Source organism: Methylorubrum podarium (genome assembly GCF_040270385.1).
GTDB lineage: Bacteria > Pseudomonadota > Alphaproteobacteria > Rhizobiales > Beijerinckiaceae > Methylobacterium > Methylobacterium podarium.
This window is the reverse complement of record NZ_JBELQE010000091.1, coordinates 63,092-85,949: the sequence shown is the minus strand read 5'-3', so window position 1 is coordinate 85,949 and position 22,858 is coordinate 63,092. Positions and strand designations below refer to the sequence as shown.

10 protein-coding genes are annotated in these 22,858 nt (G+C 68.5%); 5 read left to right on the top strand and 5 right to left on the bottom strand.

The window, feature by feature from the left end:
* Positions 1–5: 5 nt before the first annotated feature.
* Positions 6–6,959, bottom strand: coding sequence for a peroxidase family protein (locus ABS772_RS17985; RefSeq protein WP_350396160.1), 6,954 nt, complete (start codon positions 6,957–6,959; stop codon positions 6–8).
* A 537-nt stretch (positions 6,960–7,496) separates the two neighbouring features.
* Between ABS772_RS17985 and ABS772_RS17980 the strand changes: the two genes are divergently transcribed.
* A complete protein-coding gene (locus ABS772_RS17980) occupies positions 7,497–7,691 on the top strand; it encodes a hypothetical protein (RefSeq protein WP_350396159.1) in 195 nt (64 codons plus the stop codon).
* Between the two features lie 247 nt (positions 7,692–7,938).
* On the opposite strand, the gene ABS772_RS17975 is transcribed toward ABS772_RS17980, so the two are convergent.
* The 3 genes from ABS772_RS17975 to ABS772_RS17965 form a co-directional block, all read right to left on the bottom strand.
* Complete coding sequence (locus tag ABS772_RS17975; RefSeq protein ID WP_350396158.1) at positions 7,939–8,085, bottom strand: hypothetical protein; 147 nt, start codon at positions 8,083–8,085, stop codon at positions 7,939–7,941.
* A gap of 67 nt (positions 8,086–8,152) precedes the next feature.
* Positions 8,153–8,452 (bottom strand): hypothetical protein, encoded by a 300-nt coding sequence (locus ABS772_RS17970; RefSeq protein WP_350396157.1) that lies wholly within the window; start codon positions 8,450–8,452, stop codon positions 8,153–8,155.
* 467 nt (positions 8,453–8,919) lie between these two features.
* A complete protein-coding gene (locus ABS772_RS17965) occupies positions 8,920–9,159 on the bottom strand; it encodes a hypothetical protein (protein ID WP_350396156.1) in 240 nt (79 codons plus the stop codon).
* Positions 9,160–9,678: 519 nt separating this feature from the next.
* Between ABS772_RS17965 and ABS772_RS17960 the strand changes: the two genes are divergently transcribed.
* The 3 genes from ABS772_RS17960 (at position 9,679) to ABS772_RS17950 (ending at position 18,894) form a co-directional block, all read left to right on the top strand.
* On the top strand, positions 9,679–18,051 hold the full coding sequence (locus ABS772_RS17960) for an ExeM/NucH family extracellular endonuclease (protein ID WP_350396238.1): 8,373 nt from the start codon (positions 9,679–9,681) through the stop codon (positions 18,049–18,051).
* 240 nt (positions 18,052–18,291) lie between these two features.
* Positions 18,292–18,531, top strand: coding sequence for a hypothetical protein (locus ABS772_RS17955; protein WP_238253936.1), 240 nt, complete (start codon positions 18,292–18,294; stop codon positions 18,529–18,531).
* A gap of 6 nt (positions 18,532–18,537) precedes the next feature.
* Positions 18,538–18,894, top strand: coding sequence for an MmcQ/YjbR family DNA-binding protein (locus ABS772_RS17950; RefSeq protein ID WP_350396155.1), 357 nt, complete (start codon positions 18,538–18,540; stop codon positions 18,892–18,894).
* A 7-nt stretch (positions 18,895–18,901) separates the two neighbouring features.
* On the opposite strand, the gene ABS772_RS17945 is transcribed toward ABS772_RS17950, so the two are convergent.
* The gene (locus ABS772_RS17945) at positions 18,902–20,524 is read right to left on the bottom strand and encodes an ABC-F family ATP-binding cassette domain-containing protein (RefSeq protein WP_350396154.1); all 1,623 of its coding nucleotides are present in this window, start codon (positions 20,522–20,524) and stop codon (positions 18,902–18,904) included.
* Between the two features lie 382 nt (positions 20,525–20,906).
* Here ABS772_RS17945 and ABS772_RS17940 point away from each other — a divergent pair, with 382 nt between their 5' ends.
* Positions 20,907–22,604 (top strand): methyl-accepting chemotaxis protein, encoded by a 1,698-nt coding sequence (locus ABS772_RS17940; protein ID WP_350396153.1) that lies wholly within the window; start codon positions 20,907–20,909, stop codon positions 22,602–22,604.
* Positions 22,605–22,858 lie beyond the last annotated feature (254 nt).

The following is a 22,858-nucleotide window of genomic DNA, read 5'->3' as shown; positions in this document are numbered from 1 at the left end:
CACCCTCATCCGACGATCCCGGCACCGAAGCTGACATCAGCCTGCGGTGAGCGGCCCTCGTAGAGACCGTATTGCAGGTAGTGCAGCATCGGATTGATGCCGGCGGCCTGGACGTCCCGGTTTGCCGCCAGGTAGGCCGTCGTATCGAACTCGGTCGATGGATCGCGGCCCTCGCGGGCGCCGTACTGGACATAGTGGGTCAGCGGATTGACGCCGGCCGCCTGCACGTCGGGGTAGGCGGCGAGATAGCCGTCGGTGTCGAAGACGGCGTTCGGATCGCGACCCTCGGCAATCCCGTACTTGGTGTAGTGGTTGAGGGCGAAGGCGAAGCTGTCGCCGCCCGCCGCGATCGCCGCCTCGGCCACGTCCACGTTGCCGAGGAGGTAGAATTGCGCGTCGAAGCCCTGCGACGCGCCGAGATCCGCGGGGCGGCCGATCGCGTCGTCGGTCGTGCGGCCCTCACCCTGACCGTATTCCAGGTAGTGGCGCAGGGGATTGAGGCCCGCGGCCCGCACGTCCGGGTTGGCGGCATAGTAGGCCTCGTTGTCGAAGTTCACGCCGGGATCGCGGCCCTCGCGGAAGCCGTACTGATCGTAGTGGGACAGCGGGTTGAGGCCGGCGGCCCGCACGTCCGGATTGGCCGCGAGGTAGCCCTTCGTCGAGAAGAAGGCGTTGGGATCGCGCCCTTCGCGGAAGCCGTACTCGGCATAGTGCGTGTCGGCATCGATGCCAGCCGCCGCGACGTCGCCGTAGCGGCTGAGATAGAACAGGTCGTCCACCAGCGGCGAGCCGTCGGCATTGTCGATCGTGCGGTCGCTGAACTGATACACCTCGATGCCGCGGAAGGTGTCGCTCCCGTCGGGGCCGGTGATCACCGTGGCGCCGTCGGCCGTGACGCCGACCAAAGCCGCACCGAAGGCGAAGTTGAGGATCGCCCGATCCGTTCCGCCGCCGCCGTTGAAGCTGTCGTTTCTGGCGGTGCCCGTGAAGATGTTGTCTTCCGCGCCGCCGACGAAGGTTTTGCCGATCGGATTCGGCTCGCCGGTGTCCGGACGATCTTCCGGTTCGTAATCGTCGTGAGGATCGTCTTCGTACTCGTCCTCGATGTCGTCGTCGTCGTCGTGTTTCCGGCCCGATCCGAACTGCGGCAGGCCGCCGGGGCTGGTGAAGCAGATGCTGTCTTCCCCCCTGGTCATCGTGGTGAGGCCGCTCTGCGCATCGGTCTCGATCTCGTACTCGTCCGAGGTCGCGCCGTCCGGCAGCTCGATCATGTCCTGGGGACGCAGGTTGCCGACGAGCCTGTCGTCGCCGCCGTTCGACCGGAAGACGACGCGGTGGGCCGACAGCAGCCCGGTCATGTCGACCGTGTCGTCGTCCCCGGAGCCTTCGAGCGTGATCGTGCTGGTCAGGAGGCTGGTGCCGGTAAAGTCGCCGACCGGCATGAAGATGTCGCCGCCGCCCCGGCCGCTGATCACGATCTCCTCGATGTTGTCCAGTTCGGCGACGATCGAAGCGCTGCCGGTGCCGTTGCGGGTGATGACGATCTCGGTGTTGGCGTTGAGATCGGCGATCCCGGCCTCCAGCGCGGCGGCCCGTGTGTAGATCCGGAACGTCTCGGCGGAGGTGTCGCCGACGACCTTCATCGTGTCGACGCTGCCGAAGATGTTCGCGGCGGTGGTGTCGCCGTTGATCAGGTCGCGGCCATCGCCCGCCGTCCAGTAGATGGTATCGCCGCCGGCATCGCCCCGGATGGTGTCGTTGCCCTGGCCGCCGACGAGATGGTCGCTGGCCGCGCCGCCGTTGAGCGTGTCGTTCCCGGCAAAGCCGAACACCGCCTGCGATCCGGCCGCACCGTTGGCCCCGTTGAGGCCGATATTGTTGCCGGCGGTGCCCGCGACGACGGCGTAGTTGGCGCCGGCGAACCGCAGGGTCTCGATCGTGCTGAGGGTGTCCGTCCCTTCGGCTCCGGTCAGGTCGGTCACGACTAGGTTGGTGCCGCTGGAGCCGAGGGCGAAGTTGGCCACGGCGCCGGCGAAGACCGCCACGTCGGTGCCGGCGCCGCCATCCAGGCGGTCGTCACCGGCGCCGCCGTTCAGGGTGTCGCTGCCGCCGGCCCCGTTGAGGATATCGTTGCCGGCATTGCCGTTCAGCGTGTCGTTGGCGCCGAGACCGAAGAACCCGCTCGTCCCGTCGGCGATGTCGTCGCCCGCCGTCCCGTTGAAGGTGTTGGCCACGAACGGGATCGCATCCCAATTGTCGCCGACGACGCCGGTCGGCGCGGAGAAGAGCACTTCCTGATGCCCGGCCCCGTCCGTGAAGCTGACACGGACCCGGAGGATCTCGCCGACCTGGCTGCCGACGCCGAGGACGCCGTCGTTCGGTGTGAACGCGGGCCCGTTCGCGTTGACCTGAAGGTCGCGCCACGTGGTGCCGCCGTTGCCCGAGGCCTGCCACTGATAGCTGAAGGCGCCCAGCCCGTTCACGTCCTGGATCGCGCTCGTATCGACCGTGAGCGCGAGCCCTTCCGTCGGGGAAACCTGGCCGTTGGTCGGCGTCGGATCGACGATGACGGGCGCCCCCGTGGCCGGGAACGGCAGCTGGTTGAGGAAGTACTCGACCGTGCCCCCGTTCCCGTCAGAGAAGCGCAGCTTCTCGACGTTGAACAGCCGGTCGACGCCATCGGAGCCGCGGTCGGGCTCGCCCTCGGTCTCCGGCGTCTCGCCGGCCGGGTCGTCCTCCGGCGTCGGATCGACGCCCGCGACCACGCGGTGCGCGACGGTGATGCTGCCGTCGGCGTTCTGGGTGAAGTCGTAATTCGCCAGCACGTCGCGATAGACGGCGATGTCGATGGCAGAGTTCGACGCGTCGCCGTCCACGATCTCGCGGACGATGGCGAGCTGACCGGGGTTGATCGTGCGATCGAACATCAGGTCGGTGAGCGGCCGGCCGCCGAACTGGGGCACCGCATTCGGCACCGGGGCGCCGTTCACGTACTCGGCTTCGAGATAGACCTGGCCGGCCATCTCATCGACCGTGTAGGCGACCCCCTCCTCGACGAAGCGGATGCGCACGTTCAGCCAGCGGTCGCCGTCGATGATGTCGTTGCCGGCAAGGCCGGTGATGGTGTCGCCGCCGCCGCCGCCCAGGAGGATGTCGGAGGCATCCGCCGTGGAGAAGATCACGCGCTCCTGCACGCCGTTCTCGTCGAGGACCGGCACCGTCTGGCCGTCGACGACCCGCGTCACCGGAACGCCCGCGCCGAGATGGGCGACCAGCGGGGCGAGGCCGCTGATCAGGGCGACGTTCTTGGCCAGCAGGTCGTTGGAGTAGGAGTCGAGCGGCGAATTCGGGCCGGGGATGGCCGCGGTGCCCTCGAGTTCCGCGCGGGTGTTCACGGCGGTGATGCGCCCCGTGAGAACGTCGTCCTGCTTCCACCCCGAGAGGCCCTCGACCAGATCGAAGCGGTCGCGGAGGATGAAGGCTTCCTGCGTCGCGAAGATCGGGATGCCCAGATTCGAGTTGGCGGCCTGGCTGTCGCCCTTGTGGACGGCCCAGTCGAAGCCAGCCATGCCGTTGCTGCGCTGGATGCCCTCGCTGTTCTGGAACATGATGTCGTCGCCCGACTCGCCGTCGTAGTCGGTGTCGCCGCCGCCGCCGTTCAGGATGTCGTGGCCGACGATGGTCGAGTTGAAGAACAGCTCGGAATTCTCGCCCGACAGGCTGTCGAAGCGCTGCCCGCCCTCCAGCCAATCGTTGCCCTCGTTGCCCAGGAGCACGTCGCCGCCGCTTCCGCCGAGGACGAAGTCGTCGCCGGTCCCGGCGAAGGCCTCCTTGCCGTCGGGGCCGGTCACGATGAAGTCGTTGCCCTGGTTGCCGAAGAGCAGCGACAGGCCCGAGCCGCCGTGGATGACGTCGTTGCCCTCGTTGCCGTGCAGGAAGTCCGCCTCGCCGATATCCGTGCCGGCATTGGTGATGATGTCGTCCCCGGCTCCGCCGAACACCTTGTCGACGCCGTAGCCGGCCTCGATCCGGTCATCGCCCCCCTTGCCCCAGATCGCGTCGTCGCCGCCGCCGGACACGATGACGTCGTTGCCTTCCGTGCCGCCGATCGTGAAATGCTCGTTGCTGTTGACGCGGATCGACTCGGCGATCCCGTCGCCGTTGGCGTCGACGCGCTCGATCAGCTTGGAGAAGCCGCCGAGGAACGGATCGTCCGACACCGGATCGGCGCCCAGCTGCTTGCTGATGTCGAGTTCGAGGGTCGGCATCTGGAAGGCCGAGAACAGGTTGCCGGGTAGCGCGGTCGAGTCCGCGTCGCCGAGGTCGGTGTTGCGCATCACGAGTTCGGCGAAGGTGTTGTTCTCCAGCTCGTTGAGCAGATTCAGCCCCTGCGTGCGCGACAGGTAGTAGAAGCGGTCGGCATCCTGGAGGTTCTCCATCGTCATCTGGAAGACGAAGCTGAACGTCGAGCCCAGCATGCCGCCGAACGCCATCTTCTTCTCGGCGAGCCCGCCCATCCAGAAGTCGACGGTGTTGAGGCCGCCGAGCGTGGCGTCGCCGGCATAGGCGCCCGTATGGTTGAGGAAGTCGAGCCGGTCAGCGTCGAAGGCGGCTTTGGCATCGCCCGTCAGCGTGGAATCACCCAGCACCAGCTTGGTCGCGGCCGCGCGCAGGTCTTCGACCGTGCGCGGCGCGTCGGCCGTGTTCAGCACGGAGGCGTGATTGCCGTAGGCCGCGATGAAATTGATGATCGAGGCCGGGTTCTTGAGGTTCAGCGCGAAGTCGGCCCAGCTCTCGTAGGGCTTGAGCAGCGTGTCGCCGGTCTCCTCGAAGAACCGCTCGCGGGCCACGTTCAGGGTCGGCGTGCCGACATCGCGGCCGCGCGCGAGGTTGATGGTGGCCAGATCCAGCGGGATGCCGAGGAGCTGGTTGCGCAGCACGTCGGTGACGAACTCGTCGATCTCGCTGCCGGTCTGACGGCTCATGCCCCGGATGATCGCCCCGGAGGCGGCCTCGGCATCGCCGAGCGAGTCGTACATGACCGGGTTGAGGAAGCCGTCGAACAGCGTGATGTCGTTCTGGACCGGCTTGCCGTCCGCATCCAATCCGATCGTGGCGATGTCCTGCCGCAGCATCGAGTGGCCGAAGCGGTAGACGACGTGCGCGAACTCCGCCGCGATGCTCGGATTGATGTCGGCCGACGGCTCGAACACGAAGGCGTCGATGTCGGGCTGCATCATCCGGCCGAACTCTTCGAACACGAGATGCTGGTACTCCATCTCGTTGGTGAAGCGACCGGCCTGGAACAGGCGCTCGCCGTCCCATACCAGCGCGGCCCGGTCGGCCTCGGTGGTCGGGATCGCCGCGACATCGACCAGCAGCCACTGGTTGAGGAAGGCGAGATCCCCGGAATCGAGGGCGATCTGCTTCGTCATCTCGACGATGCGGTTGTGCTCGGAATGGAAGACCTGGTGGACGGCGGTCAGCGCGATGTTCTCGTTGGCGCGGCCGTCGCCGGCGACGAAGTGCCGGTCGAGCAATTCGTTGTCGTAGGCGGTGGCACCGCGCTGGCCCTGGGGACCGGGGGTGCCGTCGGCGTTGGCATAGCCGAGCGCCGCATCGCCGTCCGCCTGCAGCACGCCGCCGGCGATGACGGGCACGGCCGCGTGGGCGATGTCGTCGAGGAAGGCGTGTCCCGTCAGGACCACACCCTGCGCGCTGACCGGCGCGGCGGGGTTGCCCTCGCGCAGCACGTCGTCGGCCGTGCCGAGCTTGCCGTCCGGCCCCATGCCCACGACCAGTTGCGGATAGCCGTTCGGGCCGGGGATGAAGTTGCCGTAGGGGTCCGACGCGATCAGCGGGATGTTGCCGACGTTGAGGTCGGTCAGCTCGATGCCGAGGACGGTCTTCGCCTGCGCCTTGATGTCGGCCCAGGTGGCGAGCCCGCCGTTGCTGCCCTCCAGCAGGTGTCCGGAGGCGATCGGCTTGCCGTCGGGACCGGGGATGTACTCGCGCATGAAGACCTGCTTCGACGCGGTCGAGGCATAGGTCTGGTTCTGATCGACCCAGGGCGTGGTCAGGTTCTTCGGGCCCGCGCCGTCATCCGCCGTGCCGAGAACGCCGTCCGCGCCGGCCTCGACGGTGACGCGGGTCAGCGGAATGTAGTTCTGCCCGCCCGGCACGTAGAGCGGATCGTCCGGGGACAGCGGGACGTAGACGGTGCCGTTGCCACCCTTGGCCACGAGATCGAGGCCGTGATCGAAGAACTGGCCGAAGATCGTCATCCAGCCGTTGAACGGCGACGACAAACCTTCGTCGGGCGCGACGTTCGGCAGATAGACGGTATTCCCGTCCATCTCGACGCCGTACTGCGCGAGTTTCGCATCGAGCGCGGCCTTGGCGGCCATATCGGCCGGCGCCGCCTTCGCGGCGGCGTGCGCGGCGGCGATCTCGCTCAGCGCCGTCATCAGCGGCTGGCCCGCCAGGCCGGCATGGGTCAGCGCCGCCGCGATGGCGGCCGGGTTGTCCAGGGTCTGGTCCACGATCAGGTTCGAGATGATCCGGGGATCGGCGTCGATGACCGTGCCGCTCCCGGGGCCGGGCTGGGATCCCGACCGCGTGCCCGCATTGGCGTAGTCGTTATTGGAGAACCACGTCTCCATGTTCGGGAGAGGATTGAAGTCGTAGCGGTCGCCGTCCGCGTCGTTGAGGTAGGCCGGCGTGAACAGTCCGGGGAAGCTCTGATCCGATGCGCCCCATTTCTCACGCCCCGGAAGCAGGTTGTTGTAACTTCCATCGACCGTGCGGAGGCCATAGGGAAGCAGATGCGCCTGGGTCAGGCCGTCATTGCCGTTATATCCCGCGACCAGTTCAGCCAAGACGCCGCCCTGAGCGTGCGCTTCTGCGATTTCGATCTGCCTGAGAATGAACTCAAGATCGTGTTTGACCAGCGCAACCATAACTGCCCCCACAATGACGTGCGCCGCATCGCGAAAAGAGTGCGTCGGCCGTTAAACGACACAAGACGCGTCTTCATCGAAGCTTGGGCGCCGATGCGTATAGTCAGAACGACTATGGCTATCGAGTAATTTCTGCATAAAATACAGTCAACGATGCTAATGTGATAATCAGTGATTTAGTACCGAAGTGTACATCGCTTGCAGATTTCGGCTGAGTGGGCGACTATTGCGCGCCAACGATCTAATCCCAAAGGCGCAGGACAGGACTTTAATCCATCTTGCGTGCGCGCCGCCTTTGCGGCAGCGACCGACATCAGCGAACGCGGGTCGTGCAGGGTGATCTCGGGATGGGCGGAAGGTCACGCTCGGTCGCATCGCGGCCGCTCGATCGCGAAGCACGGCAGCGATTCACGGGGCGACCCGCCGAGGCCGACGCCCTTTCGCCGACGGGCATCAGGGTAGGGCAAAGCGCGCTTGTCCGGGTGGGCGTTCGCCAACGGCCCCGGCATCGGAGGGGCCATGCCGCCGGATGGCCGCGTGCGCATCGTCGAGCGTGACACGAAACGCCCGCTCGACACCGCTTCCTCGAACCGCCGCGACGCTCACCGGCGCTTGCCGTCATCGACGGAGGTGCTTCTCGACACGGATGGAGATGCAGACAGCTTTCAGACGCTTGTCATCCTGCAGGGCGTCGATCTCACGCACCAGCAGGGTGCTGGCCTGATCGTGTGAGTTCAGCCGGCACTGCCAGGCAGAACACCACCGGATTGCCGCCGTCCTCGCTCGCTCAGGCTCGATGTCGAACTCTGGCGGAGATGAGTTGCACCGTTTCTCGACCCGAAGGACTGGTCCTCCCGATCATAGTCTTGGGGTTACTTCCGAGATACAGCGCGAGGCTGTCACAGGCCGTGCCGCGTCTGTTGAATGGAACACGTGCCCCGCAGCGGACGGTCCGCTGCGGGACTGGATCGTCGGTCGCTCAGCGGCCCGAGCCGCCGCCACCGCTGGTGCTCGTGTTGCCGCCACCGGCGTTGCTCGGATTGCCGCCGCGCCCACCGTTGTCCTGGGCCAGCGCGGAACCGGCCATGAGGGCGAGCGCCAGCGCCGCCGTGATGATCTTCGTCATGCCTACCTCCATGTGCCGCCGCCCGAGGCGCTGCGGCTCGAGATGAGTTGAGTTTGCAACGGATCGATCAGCGACCGCCGGCCGCGCCACCCGCTCCGCCGGTGCCGGCACCCGTGCCGGTGCCCATGCTCCCGCCGGAGCTTCCGCCAGCGGCGCCGGGCGCCGCCGGAGCCATCCCGGTGCCGGTCGTGGCGCCGGTGGCCGAGCCGGTCGAGCGCTCCATGCTCTTCTCGGAATTGCTCTTCACGCTGCCCGGGTTGTTCATGTTGCCTTCAGCGCTTCCTCCGCCGGCGGGCGTCTGGGCCAGAGCGGCGCCCGAAAGGGCGAGCGTCAGCGCGGCGGCAAGCGCAAGTGTCTTCGATTGCATGATCGTTTCCATCCCTGTTCGTCGTTGAGAGGGACAAACCCCGGGACGATCTGATTCGTTCAGACCGCCGCCCAAAGTCGGCGCGTTCGGCTGGACGGTTCCGCGACAGATCGGCGGACCGGAGCAAGCCGGTGAGCGGGCGACGGAACGACCCGTCTCACCACGCAGCCGCGAAGCCTCGGCAGGCAGGCGTAGGACAAGGGATGCCGACCTTTGGACACGCGAATACGGGGCGTCGCGCCGAGACGTGCTGCGTTGCGTTGAGCGGAAATCCCAGACGCCGGATGCAGAATCCACGGGCGCCGCGGCGGCGCCCCGCCCGTCCCGGTCAGTGGGCAGGCGTCGTGCCCGAAGCACCCTCCGGAGACGACCGCGCAGGCACGCGACACGAGGATGCGTTCACGCTCTCTTCGCTGCTTCCCCGGTGTGCGGCATCTCGCACTCGGGAAGAGCGAACGGCTCCTCACTCAACGCCGATGCCCGGTCTCCGCCAGGAGGTGGCTCTCCGCTTTGCGCACGACGTTGCTGGGATCAAACCCGACGGTGTCTGCAAACAGCAGCAGGTCGGTGACGAGATCGACGATGTCGCCCTCTCCGACATCGGCGATGGGTGGCATCATCGGTCGGCGGCGGAAGGGCGAGCTTTCTCTGAGGAAGACTTCAAGTGCTCGCTCAGCGAGCCGAACTCGTTCGGCTTCCGACTGCATCGGCGACTCCCCTGCTGCGATCACCCTAGCGGCGCCACTCCAACCTAGAACATGGGCCGAGCCGGGAGACCCGCGAATTGGAGTTACCTCGATCGAGGTACTCCGAAATCGACTGCGTCCGGATCGGTGGGCCCGCCGACGGCGGGACAAGATCACCCTGGCTCGATGGGTCGACGGCAAAAGATTTCGCTCACGCAACTCCCATTGAGTGCGCGCCATGCCTCTCTCAATCGTTCCGTGTAGCCGGTCGGGAACCTCGTCAGCTCAGGCACGCAAGCTTTTTCAGAAGCGTCCCGAACTCCCTGCGCAACGGCGCCCGAGGCTTCACAGTACTGTTGTGGAACGCCGCTAGCCAGACACTCGGCTGGCATACCACGAAACGCTGAGTCCGGGCCTTGAGCGTCCCCTCCCCGGGGACGTCGGCACCGCGGCGTCTCTCCGCATCCGGCCGAGGATCAACCCTTGGCCTCGCATCGAGCGACATCGACGCTCGGCCTGCACGGCTGCCTGGAGATGGACATGGCCACGAGCCTCGCCGCCGGCGAAATCGCTTTCGTCGGGTACGACGCGGACAATCCCGACGACTTCGCGTTCGTCATCCTACGCGACATCGAGGCCGGCACGACCATCACCTTCACCGACAACGGCTGGAGCACCACCACTAACGCGCTCCGGACCACCGAGGGCAGCTACACCTACACGGCCCCGACGGCACTCTCCGCCGGCACGGTGATCCACCCCACAGCCGAGAGTGCGGCGGGAGGGGTGAACACCCCCGTCTACACGTCCACCGACGCTCCCAATTTCTCGTTCAACACGGACGGTGACCAGATCATCGCCTACCAGGGCAGCGCGGCGAACCCGACGCTCCTCTACGCCATCAACTTCGCCGACGGCACCGGCACCTTCGCGGCGAACGGCACCAACGCCAGCACCTCGGCGCTTCCGCCGGGCCTCGTCCTCGGGCAGACGGCCGTGGCGCTGAGCGCCGATAACGGCCGCTACAACGGCACCTTCTCGGGCACGCGCGATCAGCTGCTGACGGCGATCGGCACGGCCGGATCCTGGAGTCAGGACAACGCGATCCGCATCGGGGCCGGCAGCTACAACGCCTTCACGGTGACCGGTGCGGCGGTCGTCCCGAGCCTGTCGATCGGCGACGTACAGGTGAGCGAGGGCGATACGGGCACCAAGCAGCTCGTCTTCACCGTGTCCCTGAACGCGCCCGCGCCCACGGGCGGCGTCACCTTCGATATCGCGACCGCGGACGGCACCGCCACCGCCGGGAGCGACTACGTCGCCCGCGCCGTCACCGGCCAGACCATCGCGGCCGGCCAGACCAGCGCGACCTTCGCGGTCGACATCCTCGGCGACACCGCGGTCGAGCCCACCGAGACTTTCTCGGTCGCGGTCTCCAACGTCGTGGGAGCGACCGTGGCGGACGGCCAGGGCGTCGGCACGATCCTCACCGACGACATCGGCACCCGCGTCAACGGCATCACGATCTTCGACGCGGCGCCCTCGCTCCAGGGTCTCTCCGGCGCCACCGCCACGGCGGCGCCCATCCCGACGAACGCGCTGCAACTGGTACGGCTCGGCGCCTACGCCACCACGAACGATCCGGCGACGCAGGCGGCGCCCAACGCCGAGGTGGTGGCCTACGACTCCACGACGAGCCGCTTTTACATCCAGAACACCAACGAGGGCCGCATCGAGATCGTCGCGCTCGACGCCGCCGGCACCCTGAGCAAGACCGGCGAGATCCTGCTCTCGGGTCTGGAACAGTACGGCTCGGTCAACTCGGTCGCGGTCTTCAACGGCCTCGTGGCCGTCGCCTACGCCAACACCACCGGCGACGCGCCGGGCCGGGTCGCCCTGTTCAACGCCGACGGCAGCCTGCTGCGCTCCCTCGCCGTCGGCGTCGGCCCCGACCAGCTTACCTTCACCCGCGACGGCGGCCGGATCCTCGTCGCCAACGAGGGCGAGCAGGCCACCGCCGGCAGCAACCCGGTCGGCGGGATCTCGATCATCGACGTCTCGGGCGGCGCGGCCAACGCCGCGGTGACCGCGACCGTCGGGTTCGACGGCCTCAACGGCAGCGAAGCCGCCCTGCGCGCCCGCGGCCTCGCCATCACGCCGGGGAACAGCGCGGCGGCCGACATCGAGCCCGAATACATCGCGATCTCGCCGGACAACCGCTTCGCCTACGTCACCCTGCAGGAGGTGAACGGCGTCGCCATCATCGATCTCGCCAATCCCGGCACGGCGCCGATCGCGATCCAGCCGCTGGGCGCGGTCAACCATTCCCTGGCCGGCAACGAGTTCGACGCCTCCGACCGCGACGGCCCGAACGGGTCCACCTCGATCCGCGTCGCCGCGACCCCCGCCAACGCGCCGATCTACGGCCTGCTCCAGCCCGATGCCGTGGCCTCGTTCGCGACCGGCGGCGCGACCTACTTCGTCACCGCCAACGAGGGCGATCAGCGGGTGATCGGCGGCGCCGACGATTCCGGCGACGTCGGCCGCCTGAGCAGCATCGCCAACAGCCGCCTGACGCCCGAACTCCAACTCCTCAAGGCCGACCCGGCCTATGCCCGCCTCAACGTGCTGCTGCGCACCGGCGACACCGACAACGACGGCGTGATCGACCAGCTCCACACGCTGGGCGGGCGCGGCATCTCGATCTTCCGCCAGAACGACGGCTCCGTCACCAAGGTGCGCGAGACCGGCGGCGAGTTCGAGAAGATCTTCGCGCAGATCGCGCCGGAGCGGTTCAACAACGATCAGGTCGTGGCCAACACGCCGGACGACCGCTCGGACAACAAGGGGCCGGAGCCCGAGGGTATCACCATCGGCACCGTCAACGGCCGGATCTACGCCTTCATCGGCCTGGAGCGGCAGAGCGGCGTCATCGTCTACGACGTCACCGATCCGGCCAACGCCTCCTACGTCTCCTACGTCCCGCCGCTTCCCGGCGCCACGACCGACCTCGGCCCGGAGGTGCTGAGCTTCATCGCCGCCGACCGCAACCCGACCGGCACGCCGCTGCTCGTCAGCGCCAACGAGGTCGCCAACGGCGGCGCCGTCCTCTACGCCGCCCTGCCCCAGGGCTTCACCCAGGAGGTCGGGTTCGCCGCGAACTCCCTCGCCGTCAGCCGCCCGGAGGGCAATGCGGGCGAGACGGTCTTCACCTTCACGGTGGAGCGCAGCAACGGGACGCTGGGCGCCGTCACCTTCACCGCCGAACTCGCCGGCACCGGCGCCAGCGCGGCCGACGGCGCCGACTTCACCGGTGCGCCGGGCCTGCCGCTGACGATCACCGGCACCATCCCCGCCGGCGCCGCCTCCGCGCAGGTCAGCGTCAGCGTCCAGGGCGATGCCCTGCCGGAGGCCGACGAGGCCTTCGCCCTGACCCTGCGCTCGGCCGCCTCGAACCAGACCGGCATCGCCGCATCCGTGCGCCCCGGGGCCGCCGCCGCGACCGGCACCATCGTCAACGACGACGTGAGCCTGATCTCGGCGATTCAGGGCGCCGGGGCGGCGAGCCCGCTCGTCGGCCGCACCGTCACGGTCGAGGCGATCGTCGTCGGCGATTTCCAGAACGGCGATGCCGACGCCAAGCGCAATCTCGGCGGCTTCTACCTGCAGGAGGAGGCGACCGATCAGGACGGCAACCCGCTGACCTCGGAGGGCGTGTTCGTCTACGAGGGCACCGGCAACCGCCTCGTCGACGTCGCCGAGGGTGACCGCGTCCGCGTCACCGCCACCGTCACCGAATTCAACGGCGAGACGCAGCTCACCGTCCGCAACGCCGCGGCGATCCAGGTGGTGACGCCGGGGGCGCTGACGCCGGCCGAGGTCAAGGCGTCGGCGGCGGCGGTCGAACTTCCCGCGGCGGGCACGGTCGGCACCGGCACCACCGCCCAGCCCGATCTCGAGCGCTACGAGGGCATGCTGGTCCGCATCCCGCAGACCCTCTCGATCACCGAGCAGTTCAACCTCGACCGCTTCAACGAGATCCGTCTCGCGGCCGGGGGGCGGCCCGAGACCTTCACCAACGAGTTCGAGCCGAATTCGGCGGCCTACGCCGCCTACCTCGCCCAGACGGCGGCGCGCTCGATCACCTACGACGACGGGCAGAACACCCAGAACCTGCCGGTGGAGAACCTCGACGGCTTCGGTCCGACCTACGGCACGGCCACCGCGCCGCGGATGGGCGACACCGTCACTGGGCTGACGGGCACCCTCGGCTTCGGTCCGACCAACGCCTTCCGGGTGCGCGCCATCGACGACGGCGACAACCGCTTCACGACGGCCAACCCGCGGCCCGCCGAGCCCGACCCGGTCGGCGGCACGCTCAAGGTCGGCAGCCTCAACGTCCTCAACTACTTCACCACCCTCGATACCGGGAGCTCCGCCCGCACGGCGATCGGCCAGCAGCCGCGGGGCGCCAACACCCCCCAGGAACTGGCGCGCCAGACCGAGAAGCTCGTCACCACCCTGATCGCCACCGGCGCCGACGTGCTCGGCCTGACCGAGCTGGAGAACCAGTTCCGTCCCGGCGATCCGGGCAACGCGCTCGAATACCTCGTCGGTCAGCTCAACCTGCGCGCGGGCGCCGGCACCTACGCCTACGTCAATCCGGGCGCCCAGCTCGACCAGGGCCAGTTCCTCGGCGGCGACGCGATCGCGGTCGGCTTCATCTACAAGCCGAGCAAGGTCAGCGTGTCGATGAACACCACGATCGAGAAGCTCGACGACTCGGATGTGGCGGCCTTCAACCCGGCCCTGCTCCAGCAGAGCACCCTCGGGCACATCTTCAACGGCGTGAACACCAGCCGCGCCTCGCTTGCGGTGACCTTCAACGAGATCGCCACCAACGAGAACTTCACCGCGGTCATCAACCACTTCAAGTCGAAGAGCGGTGCCGGGACCGGGGCGGATGCCGACCAGGGCGACGGCCAGGGCGGCTGGCAGCAGCAGCGCGAACTCGCGGCGACGGCGCTCGCCCAGTGGGTCTCGCTGCGGCCGACGGGCAGCCAGGACAGCGACACGATCCTGCTCGGCGACTTCAACGCCTACATCAAGGAGGATGCCCTCGACATCCTCAAGGCGTCCGGCTTCACCAACCTCGCCGAGGACCGGCTTTCCAACCCCTACTCCTACGTCTTCGACGGCGCCTACGGCGCCCTCGACCACGGCTTCGCCAACGCGAGCCTGAACCGTCAGGTCACCGGGGTCACCGAGTGGCACGTCAACGCCGACGAGGCGGACGCCATCGACTACAACCTCGATTTCGGCCGTCCCGCCAGCTACTTCGACGGCCGCACGCCGGCGCGCGAATCCGACCACGACCCCGTCCTCGTCGGCCTGCGCCTCGACCAGACCGCGCCGGTCCTCGTCGCGGCGACGCCCGCCGACAATGCCGCCAAGGTGGCGCCGGGCGCCGACATCGTCCTGCGCTTCAGCGAGGCGGTGCGGGCCGGGACCGGCAGCATCACCCTCACCGACGGCGCCGGCGACACCCGCACCATCGCGGTCTCCGACACCGCCCAGGTCCGGATCACCGGCGACACGGTCACGATCAATCCGAGCGCCGACCTGCGGCCCGGCACCGCCTACGACGTGATCGTGCCCGCCGGCGCCTTCACCGACACCACCGGCAACGCCTTCGCCGGGATCGCTCAAGACAATCTCGATTTCACCACGGAGCAGGCCGCCCCCATGACCTACACGCTTCAGATCCTGCACGCCTCGGACTGGGAAGGCGGCCTGCTCGCGACGCAGCGGGCGGCGAACTTCGCGGCCATCGTCGACCGGCTCGAGGACACAACCCCGAACTCGATCACGCTCTCGACGGGCGACGGCTGGATCCCGAGCCCGTTCTACATCGCCGGCGCCGACCCGCAGATGGCGGCGACCTATAACGGGGTCTACAACCAGTTCTTCGGGCTCTCGGGTGCGAGCGCCTACGGCCGCCTCGCCGCCTCCCCGGGCCGCGCCGACATCACCATCCAGAACATCATCGGCGTCCAGGCGGCGGTGTTCGGCAACCACGAGTTCGATGCGGGGCCGACCGAGGTCGCCAACATCATCGGCGCGAATCTCGGCACCGCGGCGGGCGCCGCCGACGACACCTGGGTCGGCTCGCTGTTCCCCTACCTCTCAACCAACCTGAACTTCTCCCGCGAGGCCGCTCTGTCGGGCCTCGTGCATCGCGACGGCGACCTCGCCACCTTCGCGCAGACCGGCCCGACCTCGACCCAGACCGGGACCGGCGCGGACAAGATCGCCAAGTCGACGGTCATCGTCGAGAACGGCGAGCGGATCGCCTTCGTCGGCGCCACCACGCAGGTCGAGCCGCTGCTGACCACCCTCGGCAACGTCACGGTGGACGGCTTTACCGGCCGCGACGAGATCGCGCTGCTGGCCAGCCAGATCAACGCCGAGGTCGACCGGGTGCTCGCGGCCAATCCCGGCCTCAACAAGGTCATCGTCGGCACCCACCTGCAGCAGCTCGCCAACGAGCAGGCGCTGGCGCCGCTCCTGCGCAACGTCGACGTGCTGATCGGCGGCGGCTCGCACACCCTGCTCTCGGACAGCAACGACCGTCTGCTGCCGGGCGACACCAGCGGTGGTGCCTACCCGCAATTCTTCACCAACGCCTCCGGCCAGACCCTGGCCCTGGTGAACACCGCCTCCGAGTATTCCTATGTCGGCCGGCTCAACGTCACCTTCGACGATCAGGGCAACGTCATCCGCAACTCGATCACCCCGGACAATTCCGGTGCGGTCGCGGTCGATGACGCCACGGTGGCGCAGCTCTGGGGTTCGACGGCGGCCGCCTTCACCCCCGGTTCCAAGGGCTACCTCGTGCGCGAGGTGATCGAGGGCCTGGACGCCAACAACGACGGCATCCAGGAGACCGCGGGCGTCGCCGACATCATCCGCCAGCAGGACGGCAACATCCTCGGCCGCACCAGCGTGTACCTCGAAGGTCGCCGCGGTGAGGTCCGCACCGAGGAGACCAACCTCGGCGACCTGAGCGCCGACGCGAACCTCTGGTACGCCAAGCAGTACGACAACACGGTCACCGTCTCGATCAAGAACGGCGGCGGCATCCGCGACTCGATCGGCTCGTTCTCGACGGCCGGCGGCGGCACCGCGGAGCTGCCCCCCGCCGCCAACCCGTCGGCAGGAAAGGCGGCCGGCGACATCTCCCAGCTCGACGTCACCAACTCGCTGCGCTTCAACAACGCGCTCGCCATGGTCACCGTCACCGCCGCCGAACTGGAGCGGGTGCTCGAACACGCCGTCTCGTCGGTCGCTCCGGGCGCGACGCCGGGTGCCTTCCCGCAGATCGGCGGCATCAGCTTCTCGTTCGACGCGACTCGGCAGGCCCAGACGCTCGACGTCAACGGCAACGTCACCCAGGAGGGTCGCCGCATCATCTCGGCGGCGATCGTCGATGCCGACGGCTACCTCGTCGACACCCTGGTGCAGAACGGCCAGCTCGTCGGCGACGCGAACCGGGGCATCCGCGCCGTGACCCTCGACTTCCTGACCACGGGGACGAGTTCAGCCCCGGGCCTGGGCGGCGACAACTATCCCTTCCCGGCCTACGGCGAGAACCGCGTCGCGCTGAGCAACGCCGCGCCGACCTCGCTGCCCAACACCGAGACCTTCTCGGCGCAGGGCACCGAGCAGGACGCCATGGCCGAGTATCTCAAGGCCTTCTACACCGTGACGCCCTACGGCCAGGCCGATACTGGACCCGCCGCCGACACGCGGATCCAGAACCTCGCCGTCCGCGGCGACAGCGTCCTCGCCCGCGGCGTCAGCGGGCTTGGAACGAACGGCAACGACGTGCTGCAGGGAACGGCCTTCGCCGACCGCCTCTCCGGCGGTGCGGGCGACGACATCATCACCAACAGCGCGGGCGACGACATCCTGTCCGGCGGGCGCGGCACGGACACGCTCGTCTTCAACTCGTCCTTCGCGTCCATCACCGTCACGGACGTCGGCGGCATCACCGCCATCACCGGGCCGGAGGGCCGCGATCTCGTCAGCGGGTTCGAGCGCTACCTGTTCTCGGATGCGACGATCGTCGTGAACGACGGCAAGCCGCTGGTCGACGACCTCTACTACCTCGCCCGCAACAAGGACGTGTTCCAGGCCGGCCAGGACGCCGACACCCACTTCGCCCAGTACGGTGCCCGCGAGGGCCGCGACCCGAACGCCTTCTTCTCGACCAAGGGCTACCTGGCGGCCAATCCCGACGTGCGGGCCTCCGGCGTCAACCCGCTCGACCAGTACGAGCAGGCCGGCTGGAAGGAAGGCCGCGATCCGGGCGCCCGCTTCGACAACGAGTTCTATCTGGCGGCCAACGCGGACGTGAAGGCCGCCGGCCTGAACCCGCTCGCGCACTACCTGCAGTACGGGCAGAGCGAGGGCCGGGCGATCCACGACGCGATCGGCCGGGCGAGCGACATCCGCGGCGGCTTCGACGCGGAGTACTACCTCCTGTCCAATCCCGACGTGGCCCAGGCCGCGGGCACCGGCAACACCTTCGCCTTCGCCGCCCAGCATTTCGAGCAGTACGGCTGGAAGGAAGGCCGCAACCCGAACTCGGTCTTCGACACCAAGGGCTATCTCGCCGCCTACGCCGACGTGAAGGCGGCGGGCATCAACCCGCTCACCCACTACGACCAGAACGGCTGGAAGGAGGGCCGCGACCCGTCCGCCTCCTTCGACACCGCCACCTACCTGTCCACCTACAAGGACGTGGCCGCCGCCCAGGTCGATCCGATGCAGCACTTCCTGCAGAACGGCCTCTACGAGGGACGCCTGGACTTCGCCGACGGCGGCTTCCGCTACGGCGCCCTGGTCTAGGGCCCACGCCGGTCGGCTCGCCCCCCGAGCCGACCGGACCCGGCTCCAAGGCCGCCCCGCCCCGCCGACTCCGTTCGGACCGCGCGTCTCGCGCGGTCCGAATGCGTTTGAGGACCCCTGGACCGATCGAAGACACCGCCGCGGCCCATCGAGGATGGGGCGGGCGGGCCGAACCGGATGATCTCTTCCGCGCCGCGGGCGTTGATCGTGTCCTGGGACAGCGGCCGGAGGGGTCCATCCATGACCAAGCTTTTCATCGCGCGGGTGCGGGGCACGGGCGGCGAGCGCCCTCTGGTGACCGTGAGGGCCGCCGCCGAGGGCGAGGCTCGCCTGTTCGTGGAGGCGGCCTACCCCGAGGACGAGATCGTCGAGATCGCCGAGCCGGGCGAATGGGTGAGCGACAGCGACACCGGGACGCGGAACGGCGACGTGCGCGAGCATCCGGGCACCGCGTGGCAGGCTCCGACGAGCCGGGCCTAGCGCCGGATGGCCTGTTTGCCGGAGGACGTGCGCGCCCTCGCGCTCCTGTTGCCCGAGGCGGTCGAGGGCGCGCATCAGGGCCATCCCGACTTCCGGGTCGGCGGACGGATCTTCGCGACGCTCTGGACCGACGAGGCGCGGGTGGTCGTGAAGCTGACGCCCGAGGCGCAGGCTCACCTGATCGAAGGGGAGCCGGACGCCTTCGAGCCCGTGCCGGGCGCCTGGGGCACGCGCGGCTGGACCAGCCTCGACCTCGACTCGGCCGAGGAAGAGACGCTGCGCGAGGCGCTGCTGACCGCTTGGCGCATCGTCGCGCCGCCCGGTCTCGTCGCCCGCTACGACGGTCTCGCCCTCGATCCGTGAGCGGCGGTCAGCTTCGGAGGCCCGGCGCTTCCTGGCCGGTGCTCGCCACGTATTCGGTGTAGCCGCCCCCGTACTGCCGGATGCCGTCGCCCGTCACCTCGAGCACCCGGTTCGACAGGGCGGCCAGGAAGTGCCGATCGTGGCTGACGAACAGCATCGTCCCCTCGAAGCCCGAGAGCGCGCCGATCAGCATCTCCTTGGTGGCGATGTCGAGGTGGTTGGTCGGCTCGTCGAGGACGAGGAAGTTCGGCGGGTCGTAGAGCATCTTGGCCATGACCAGCCGAGCCTTCTCGCCGCCGGACAGGACCCGGCACGGCTTCTCCACGTCGTCGCCGGAGAAGCCGAAGCAGCCGGCGAGCGCCCGCAGCGAGCCCTGGCCGGCCTGCGGGAAGCTGCTCTCCAGATCCTCGAACACCGTCAGGTCGCCGTCGAGCAGGTCCATGGCGTGCTGGGCGAAGTAGCCGAGCTTGACGCTGCCGCCGACGGCCACCGTGCCGGCATCGGGCTGGGCCGTGCCGGTGACGAGCTTCAGCAGCGTCGACTTGCCGGCGCCGTTGATGCCCATCACGCACCAGCGCTCCCTGCGCCGGATCGAGAAGTCGAGCCCCTCGTAGATGATCCGGCTGCCGTAGCGCTTGTGCACGCCCTTGAGCATGGCGACGTCGTCGCCGGAGCGCGGCGCCGGCTGGAACTCGAAGGCGACGGTCTGTCGGCGGCGCGGCGGCTCCACCCGCTCGATCTTGTCGAGCTTCTTCACCCGGCTCTGGACCTGCGCGGCGTGGCTGGCGCGGGCCTTGAAGCGCTCGATGAACTTGATCTCCTTGGCGAGCATCGCCTGCTGGCGCTCGAACTGCGCCTGCTGCTGCTGCTCGTTCAGCGCCCGCTGCTGCTCGTAGAAGGCGTAGTCGCCGGAGAAGGTGGTAAGCGTGCCGCCGTCGATCTCGATGACCTTCGTGACGATGCGGTTCATGAACTCGCGGTCGTGCGAGGTCATCAGCAGCGCCCCGTCATAGCCCTTGAGGAAGGATTCGAGCCAGATCAGGCTCTCGAGGTCGAGGTGGTTGCTCGGCTCGTCGAGCAGCATCACGTCCGGGCGCATCAGCAGGATGCGCGCCAGCGCCACGCGCATCTTCCAGCCGCCCGAGAGCCGGCCGACATCGCCGTCCATCATCTCCTGGGAGAAGCCGAGGCCGGCCAGCACCTCGTAGGCGCGGCCCTCCAGCGCGTAGCCGTCGAGCTCTTCGAACCGGGCCTGCACCTCGCCGTAGCGCTCGACCAGGGCGTCCATCTCGTCGGCGCGGTCGGGGTCGGCCAGAGCCGCTTCGAGCTCCTTCAGCTCGGCCGCGACGATGCTGACGGGGCCAGCGCCGTCCATCACCTCGGCGACGACGGTGCGTCCCGCCATCTCGCCGACATCCTGGCTGAAATAGCCGATGGTGATGCCGCGCTCCGACGAGACCTGGCCTTCGTCGGGCTGTTCCTGCCCGGTCATCATGCGGAAGAGCGTGGTCTTGCCGGCGCCGTTCGGGCCGACGAGGCCGGCCTTCTCGCCCTTCTGCAGGGCGGCCGACGCCTCGATGAAGACGATCTGGCGACCGTTCTGCTTACCGATCTTGTCGAGACGAATCATGCGTCCGCAGGGCCTGGAGAGTGACGGAGGGGGCGGGCTGCCGGGAAACCTGCGAGGGCACTTACGCCAAGCTCGACCCGATCGGAAGGCGGGCGACCGCAACGCAGCGCGGCGGCGACGCCAATGATCGGCCGACCCCTCCCACGGCAGTCCGTCGTGCATCGGACCGACGAGCGTAAAAAAACGGATCTTCGAGACGGGATCCGATTCAAGGGTGGTCGTACTCGCGTCACGAACTTAACAACATATGTTGTGATATGATATTGAGGGTTTTTCTCCTTGTAGTTGCTTCTTATTAACCATCGTTGCCTCACAAATTCGTGATCCGATGTGGTCGGGGCGACCTACGGATACTTCGATACAGTCCCTGCGACGCAGACAGATGCGCTGGTTCACCAATCTCAAGCTCCTCGGCAAGCTGGCCATTCCGGCGGCACTGGTCGCGCTCGTCGCGGCCGGCATCGTCGTTCTTGCGCGAGACACGCTCGACCAGTTGGAGCGAACGACCCAGGACGTCGTGGACGTGCGCGCGGCGCGGGTGATCACGGCGCTGCAGACCGCCCTCGCCATCGACGAGTCGGTGATCAGCGAGAAGAACATCATCCTCGAGACCGATCCGTCCACCCTCGCGGCCCAGCACCGGCGCTTCGAGGAGGCGCGGGAGCGCGCGCTGGCCGGCATGGACCGACTGGTCGCGCTTGCCGACTCCGACGCGCGCCGGACCATGCTCGGCGAGGTCAAGGCCACGGTCTCAGGCTTCTTCACGACGATGGAGCGTTCGATCGATCTGGGAATGAAGAACCGGAACGAAGAGGCGTCGAAGGTTTCGTTCGAAGTGGTCCGTCCGGTCCGCGCCAAGGTGATCGACGCCATCCAGAAGCGCATCGCGTCGAACATCAGCGATCTCGAAGAGGCGAAGCGTCAGGCCGGGGAGCTCGGCAAGTCCGCCGCGCTGGCACTGACGGCGATTGCCGTCTCCGGCCTGATCGTCGCCTTCGGCCTGCTCGGTCTGATCGCCGTCGCCGGCGTCGCACGGCCGATCAACCGGCTCGTTCGCGTGCTTCAGCGGATGGCCGAGGGCGAGATCGAGACCGACATCGCCGAGGCGCGCCGCGGCGACGAGATCGGTGCCGTCGCCCGTGCCGTGGAAGGAATCAAGGCCCTCGTCGCGCGCAAGGCCGTCGAGCAGGCCGAACTCCGCCGCGCGGCGGACGAAGCTGCCGCCATCGAGCGCCGCCGCACCATGATCGAGCTGGCCGACGGCTTCGAGCGCGCCGTGGGCGGCGTGGTCGGCATGGTCTCGTCCTCGGCGACCGAGCTGCAGGCCACCGCCCAGCAGATGACCGCCACCGCCACCGAGACGGCGGGCCAGTCGACCACCGTCGCGGCGGCGGCCGAAGAGGCCGCCTCCAACGTCAGCACCGTCGCGGCCGCGGCCGAAGAGCTCGGCGCCTCCGTGCACGAGATCGGCCGGCAGGTCGGCACCTCGGCCGAGATGGCTCAGCTCGCGGTCGGCGAGGCGGACCAGAGCGCCGTCCTCGTCCACGAGCTGAGCCAGGCGGCGGCCCGGATCGGCGACGTGGTCAAGCTCATCGCCGACATCGCCAGCCAAACGAACCTGCTGGCCCTCAACGCGACGATCGAGGCGGCACGGGCCGGAGAGGCCGGCCGGGGCTTCGCCGTGGTGGCGAGCGAGGTGAAGGAACTCGCCGCCCAGACCTCGCGGGCGACGGACGAGATCTCGGGCCAGATCGCGCAGATCCAGGGCGCGACCGGACAGGCGGTCACGGCGATCGGCGGCATCACCGGGCGCATCCGCGAGATCAACTCCGTGACCGCGACGATCGCGGCGGCGGTGGAGGAGCAGGGCGCGGCAACCCAGGAGATCGTGCGCAACGTCTCCCAGGCGGCGGTCGGGGCGGGCGAGGTGACCAGCAACATCGCGGGCGTGGCGCAGGCCTCGGAAGAGACCGGCGCCGCCGCCACCCAGGTGCTGGCCTCCGCCTCCGAACTGTCGCGGCAATCCGAGCATCTGCGGGCGGAAGTCGCGCACTTCCTCTCGACGGTGCGCGCGGCCTGAGACGGTTTCCGGCTGATCACCTCGGGCTTTGCCTGATTCGTCATCGCGAGGCGGAGCCGAAGCGATCCAGGGCGCGACCTCTCCGGAAAGCGCGCGCCCTGGATTGCCACGGCTTCGCCTCGCAATGACGGGGGAGAAACCGAAGTGATCAAACGGAAGCCGTACGAGACCATGATCTTATGAGAAAAGGGGGCGCTTCGGGCGCCCCCTTTTCTTGCGATCAGCGAAAGCGGTCGCCGAGGACGGCGCCGCCT